The organism is Parabacteroides sp. MSK.9.14 (assembly GCF_019041495.1).
Lineage (GTDB): Bacteria > Bacteroidota > Bacteroidia > Bacteroidales > Tannerellaceae > Parabacteroides > Parabacteroides merdae.
The window spans coordinates 1-5,690 of the sequence record NZ_JAHPXO010000073.1 but is presented as its reverse complement, the minus strand read 5'-3'; the positions used below and the strand labels follow the sequence as shown (position 1 = coordinate 5,690).

Below are 5,690 nucleotides of genomic sequence, written 5' to 3'. Positions count from 1 at the left end.
TATAAACCGGACAAAACAGAATGATGCAAGTTCAGTACATCATTTGGCTATCTTGTTGCTTTAAAAGAATGAACAAAGATAGGGAATTTACTGAATCAAAAACGATAAAACAAAATACGAAAATGAAAAAGCGTATACTTGGAGCAGCACTTTTAGTAGCAATAGCAGTGGCTGCCGGCTGGAATTACAATCAGAGTAGAAATGAAGTGCCGCTGTCAGATTTAGCATTAGCTAATGCGGAAGCGTTAGCCCAAGGCGAAACAGATTGGGGAAATTGTACTTATTATGGTTGTATTGTTGATTTTAGTAGTACCTGTAATGTATATTCATCCATTTGGGGAAATTTAATAAAAGTTTGTCCAAACATGAGAGGATAAAACGTGTCGAATAAAGAAAGTGACTGAAGGAGCCTCTTCAGCACTTTCTAAAATAAATATACCATGAAATTAATCATCATATTATTATTGTTTCCCTTCGTCACATGGGGGCAAAATCTATTTCCATCCAAAGGTGTTCGCCGTACGACAACCCCTAACAATGGAAAGTTCGTAGATAGTCCGTCTTTCAATAGTGAAAGTAGAACTATCAGTAATAAAGCGACTAAAGAAAAAACCAACTACAAAATCTACACAAAGGAATACGTGGATCAAAAACATATACCAGATGAATTTGAACTGACTGAATTTGCTTATCCGAAAAAAGGAAGTACTGTGTCTTGGATCTTGACTCCGGATACATCAAATTGTCGACATGTGAAAATTTTCTCTTTTTATAGATCTGGCTCCATGTCTCTTCGAGAAAAAGTAACAACTGATTTGAACAAATATTTCGACTATAAGTTTTTCGACTATACCAAAGAGATGATTTACAATAAAGAGATTCCGTTATTGATCATATATGAGGCTGATATAGAAGATAGGATCAAACAAAAAACATTAAAATCCTTTTTGCATGACGGGAAATTGGATCCGAATGAAAAAGATCTCATCACGTCAAAGTTAAATCGTTACATAATAGTATATTATATAGCCAATTAAAAAATAAAGGTTATGAAAATTGCAAAATTTATCAGTATATGTATTTTTATTACATTTTGTTCTTGTAACAACAAAGGAGTTTATGAGAATTGCATATCTTTCAAATTGACAGATTTCTTGGATAAAGGCGAGATTAAAGGCACTGATCTTCAATTTTCTAAAGAGGTAATGCGTCCGACAGCATTACATATAGAAGATTCAATCCTTATTCTAAAAGAAGATATGGATGAACATATATTGCATATGTATAATGTTAATACAGGAGAGAAAGTTAACACATCTATTTCTTTTGGAAATGGCCCTGGAGAATTTCTTCATATACAACAAATACAATCATCTGACAGCCTATTATGGCTATCAGATGCACAAAGACCATTCATATCTGCTTATCGTAAAAAAGACATCTTATTTTCAGATACTATATCACCAACAGCAATAAAAGAAGTTATGCTGCCTGATCTTTTTGGAAATATCGTTATTTTACCCAATCACCATTTTATGACAACAGCTTATAATAGTACTCAAAAGCGTTTATCATTCTACGACTCAGAAGGCAAATTTATAGAAACAAAAGGTGAATACCCGGAATATGGAGAGATATTGACCCCTTTTGAAAAAATAGAAGGACTTTCCTGTTATGCTACCCTGTCTCCGGATAAAAATGGGATCTTCCTTTTTTATAAACAAACAGATTTAATAGAGCTATATGATATATATGGCAATTTAAAAAAAAGAATACAAGGTCCTGATTTGTTTTTTCCAGTAATCAAACAGACTATTCAAGATGAATCAGTTCATGTTAATTCTGTTTCAGGGCAATCACGAGATGCATATTTTTCACCTTTATCCATAAATGGGAGAGTATATGTTTTATACTCTGGGATCTATTTTAATCGTGAAAACCACAAATATCTAAAAGATCAACTTTTTGTATTTGACGATAAAGGAAATCCTCTACAACGATATACATTGGATTCGCCTATTTTCACCTTTACAATCAATCCTACGACAAATAAATTGTATGGATTAAGTGATAATCCTGAATTTCATGTGATAGAATATCAATTATAATTAAAGAGAAACATGGGAAAGAAAATCATCGGCGTAATCGCTTTTGCAGCGATCGCCGCCGCAGGCTGGAACTACCAGCAAAACAAAAATGAGGTTCAACTCTCTGACTTGGCATTGGAAAATGTCGAGGCTTTAGCTTGGGATGAGAATAAATCAAACTATCATTTGTTTCCATGTCCATCAAGTTCCGGAAATGAATGCCGTTTTAAAGACAGTGAACGTCCTGAATGTTATGGTCCAACGTATTGTAGATAACCATGTACAAATTACTATTTCATTATTTATGCATAATTTGCATTAGTATATCTTGCTCTCAGAGAAGAGAAAATATAAAGACCGTTGATAATGACTTAGTTGAAATACAGAAGGAGGAACTTTTTTTCCCTCCTTCTGACGTATTACAACTAAAGTCCTATTATTTGTCTTCTTCGGTACAAGTAGGTGCTAAACATATATTGATTGGATATAACCATAAGGAACATGCTTTGGATTGTATCGATCTTCTGGAGAAAAAAATCATTCAAATTCCGTTACAAACAAGTGGTCCTAACGCCATAACTCGTTTAACTGGAATTTTTGCATATCAAAAAGACTCCATTTGGGTTGCTGATGAATCGGAATCCGTATTCCTGATTGATCCGAAAGGGAATGTGTTGAAACGTATTCAAATCCGTAATTCTTTGCAAGAAGACGAGGAATTGATCATAAATACGAATCATGCTATGTCTACAATTCGTTTGTATTACAATGCCCTGCACCAGTCGCTGCTATGCACGGTAAAAGATAGGTCTGTTTCGCCACCCCGATTCAAAGTAAAAGAAATTTTCCTCGAAGAAAACCAAAAGGTAAAAACTTTCAATTTATCTCCATCTATTGCGGAACCAGACATAAGCAAAGGGTATGCGAACATGAGTGAACCGAATGTCAACTTTCGGGATGATTACATTTTATATAATTATCCGATAGAATCACATCTCTACAAGATCGATTTGAACACAGGATCTGGAAAAATGTACAAAGCTGATAGCGATTACACTTCCAATAAAGCTCAAAAGTGTAAATCCAAAACAGATTATACAGAATGGCAAAGACACGGATTTGAAAATCCTCATTTTTTTGATATCATGTATCTTCCGACATGTGATATGTATGCCCGTTTGCATGTGGATGCCATTGATTTCGGTAAAAACGAAAACCTGGAATTATTATCCAGAGAACGGGATTTTTATTTATGTCTGTTTGATAATGAGCTTAATAAAATAAAAGAAATCAAACTGCCCATAAACACATTCAATCCTTATACAGGCTGGTGTCAGCTTCATGATGGAATCCTTTTTTTTGTAGATAAAATTACAGATCAAGAGATTTCCGAAGATTTAGAAGTGCATATCTTTCATCCTGTCATGATAAAGAATGATTGAAATATAGTTTCTCCCCTAAAACAATGAATATGAGATTGCAATATAAAACAACTACAAAATATCTGTTTTTTTCGTTGCCTTTCTACTTGATGCTTTTTGCTTGCGGCTTACAAATAACCGATGTGGAATACGCTCTGCGGGAAGCCGGAGAAAACAGAGGGGAGCTTGAAGCGGTTTTGTCGCACTACGCAAAACTGGATGATCGGCAGAAACTGGAAGCAGCCCAATACCTGATTCGATACATGCCTTACCATACTTCTTATGATAAAGGCATTGAGGACTATTATCACGCCATTGATTCTGTCGTTGCTTTATCAGAAGACAAACTTGAACAAGAAAAACATATCGAATCGCTTCGTCTTAGATTTGAAAGTAAATATAAACAGAAACGGGATATAGAGGTTATCACTTCGGAGTTTCTTATTCAGTCAATCGATGAAGCTTTCAAACAATGGAGAGAATGCGAATGGGCCGAACATCTGGATTTCGAACAATTTTGTGAATATCTATTACCTTATAAATGTTTTGAAGGGCAGCCGCTTACCGAATGGAGGAATGCCTATTACGATATTTGTAAAGGAGATATTGATCTGGCATATTTGTGTGACGAGTATAAACGAAATCCAATTTTTGCAGCAACAGAAGTGAATAACCAAATGAAAAACACACCTCAAAGTTTTGGATTATTAAAGACACTTCCGATTTATGATCCTGATATCATACTGAAACTTCCTTTTTCTAATTGTGCCACGTATTGTTTAGGGGCTGTCTTAATCATGCGTAGTAAAGGAATTCCTGTCGCTTATGATTTTACGCCCAATTGGTCTACAGGTAATAATGGACATTCTTGGAATACAGTTTATACAACGCGTTTTGGAAACTTGGAGTTTGCGCCCCATACGACAGATCCGGGCACAGTTCATTATCCATATTTGAAAGTCCCTAAGATTTTCCGCAATGTGTACAAACCCAATGAAGAGTATCTGAAAATCGCAACTGAGAAATATATCCCACCCAAACTCAGGAATATGTTTATACGAGATGTTACCGCTGAATATATGCCTACGATTGACATACGTATTTCGTTGCAGGAATCATTGAAGAGTGGACAATCTCCATTTATAGCCATCTATGATGGAAATAATTGGACTCCTGTCTATTGGGGGAAAATAGCTGGTAGTCATGTGGTTTTCGAAAGAATGGGACTGAATACCTGTTATATCGCCTTGGCGTATGACTCTAATGGCAATGCTATTCCGATCAGCAAACCGTTTTTGGCTTCTGCTTCGAAGCATATCCAATTTATAGAACCAGACACTTCAGCTTTTCGTACGATCAGATTGAATCGAAAATATCCTTTGGGAGACAATGTATTTTCTATTAGAAAAAAAATAACAGGAGGTATTATCGAAACTTCTGAAAACAGGGAATTTGATCATACAAAGAAAATAGCGGAATTACCTCAAGGGAATTTAACAAATGGCACAGTGTTTCTTGATAAAAATGCCGAATATCGATATTGGCGTTTTACATCTTCTGATACAAGTCAGTGTGACATGGCTGAAATTTATTTCTATGATGAACATGATTCGATCATTCAAGGCAACATTATCAAATGTACAAATTCGATTTTTGATAAAAGCAACAACGCAGCTAATATAGCAGATGGTGATCAATTGACAAATTTCAGTGCCAAAGGAGAAGATTGGGTCGGTTTTGATTTTTGCCGGCCAGTAAATATATCCAAAATTTCGTATATTCGTCGTTGTGATGGAAATTCTATTCAGCCAGGATTGGAGTATTCTTTATATTATTGGGATAATAATAATTGGCAACTTATCAATACCAAAATAGCGAATGATGTTTTTATCGAATTTGAAAATGTGCCTCAAAAAGCCCTTTTGGCCATTAAATGCTCGCAGGGAAAGCAACAAAGAATATTCGTTTGTGATGAAGATAATAAAATTGACTGGTATTGATTGTAGCAACCTGAATATAAAATGATATATTTTTTAATCTAAAAGATAGATTGTGAAACGATGGATTAACATATTATTGAATCTATTTCTCGCTTTGGTGGTTCTGATCGCCTTTTGGCTCTTCTCTCAAGTCTTCCTCCTCGCCTCCTTCCGCATCCCCAGCGACTCGATGGAGCCGGAAC

General features: G+C 35.2%; 6 protein-coding genes. All 6 read left to right on the top strand.

Features of this window, described 5'->3' with window-relative positions; genetic code table 11:
* Positions 1-68: 68 nt before the first annotated feature.
* The 6 genes from KTG12_RS20850 (at position 69) to KTG12_RS20825 (ending at position 5,508) form a co-directional block, all read left to right on the top strand.
* Positions 69-377, top strand: a complete 309-nt coding sequence (locus tag KTG12_RS20850) for an NVEALA domain-containing protein (RefSeq protein WP_370686468.1) — start codon at positions 69-71, stop codon at positions 375-377.
* Positions 378-440: 63 nt separating this feature from the next.
* Complete coding sequence (locus KTG12_RS20845; RefSeq protein WP_005637767.1) at positions 441-1,037, top strand: hypothetical protein; 597 nt, start codon at positions 441-443, stop codon at positions 1,035-1,037.
* A gap of 12 nt (positions 1,038-1,049) precedes the next feature.
* Positions 1,050-2,108: a BF3164 family lipoprotein gene (locus KTG12_RS20840; RefSeq protein ID WP_005637769.1), complete on the top strand. Its 1,059-nt coding sequence runs from the start codon at positions 1,050-1,052 to the stop codon at positions 2,106-2,108.
* 12 nt (positions 2,109-2,120) lie between these two features.
* Positions 2,121-2,363, top strand: coding sequence for an NVEALA domain-containing protein (locus KTG12_RS20835; RefSeq protein ID WP_005650691.1), 243 nt, complete (start codon positions 2,121-2,123; stop codon positions 2,361-2,363).
* A gap of 2 nt (positions 2,364-2,365) precedes the next feature.
* Positions 2,366-3,529, top strand: a complete 1,164-nt coding sequence (locus KTG12_RS20830) for a DUF4221 family protein (RefSeq protein WP_005640612.1) — start codon at positions 2,366-2,368, stop codon at positions 3,527-3,529.
* 23 nt (positions 3,530-3,552) lie between these two features.
* A complete protein-coding gene (locus tag KTG12_RS20825) occupies positions 3,553-5,508 on the top strand; it encodes a discoidin domain-containing protein (protein ID WP_046452819.1) in 1,956 nt (651 codons plus the stop codon).
* Positions 5,509-5,690 lie beyond the last annotated feature (182 nt).

What these genes read in the sequence shown, in the direction of transcription:
- KTG12_RS20850 (WP_370686468.1), top strand. Translation starts at nt 69, where the DNA reads ATGAACAAAGATAGGGAATTTACTGAATCAAAAACGATAAAACAAAAT.
- KTG12_RS20845 (WP_005637767.1), top strand. Translation starts at nt 441, where the DNA reads ATGAAATTAATCATCATATTATTATTGTTTCCCTTCGTCACATGGGGG.
- KTG12_RS20840 (WP_005637769.1), top strand. Translation starts at nt 1,050, where the DNA reads ATGAAAATTGCAAAATTTATCAGTATATGTATTTTTATTACATTTTGT.
- KTG12_RS20835 (WP_005650691.1), top strand. Translation starts at nt 2,121, where the DNA reads ATGGGAAAGAAAATCATCGGCGTAATCGCTTTTGCAGCGATCGCCGCC.
- KTG12_RS20830 (WP_005640612.1), top strand. Translation starts at nt 2,366, where the DNA reads ATGTACAAATTACTATTTCATTATTTATGCATAATTTGCATTAGTATA.
- KTG12_RS20825 (WP_046452819.1), top strand. Translation starts at nt 3,553, where the DNA reads ATGAATATGAGATTGCAATATAAAACAACTACAAAATATCTGTTTTTT.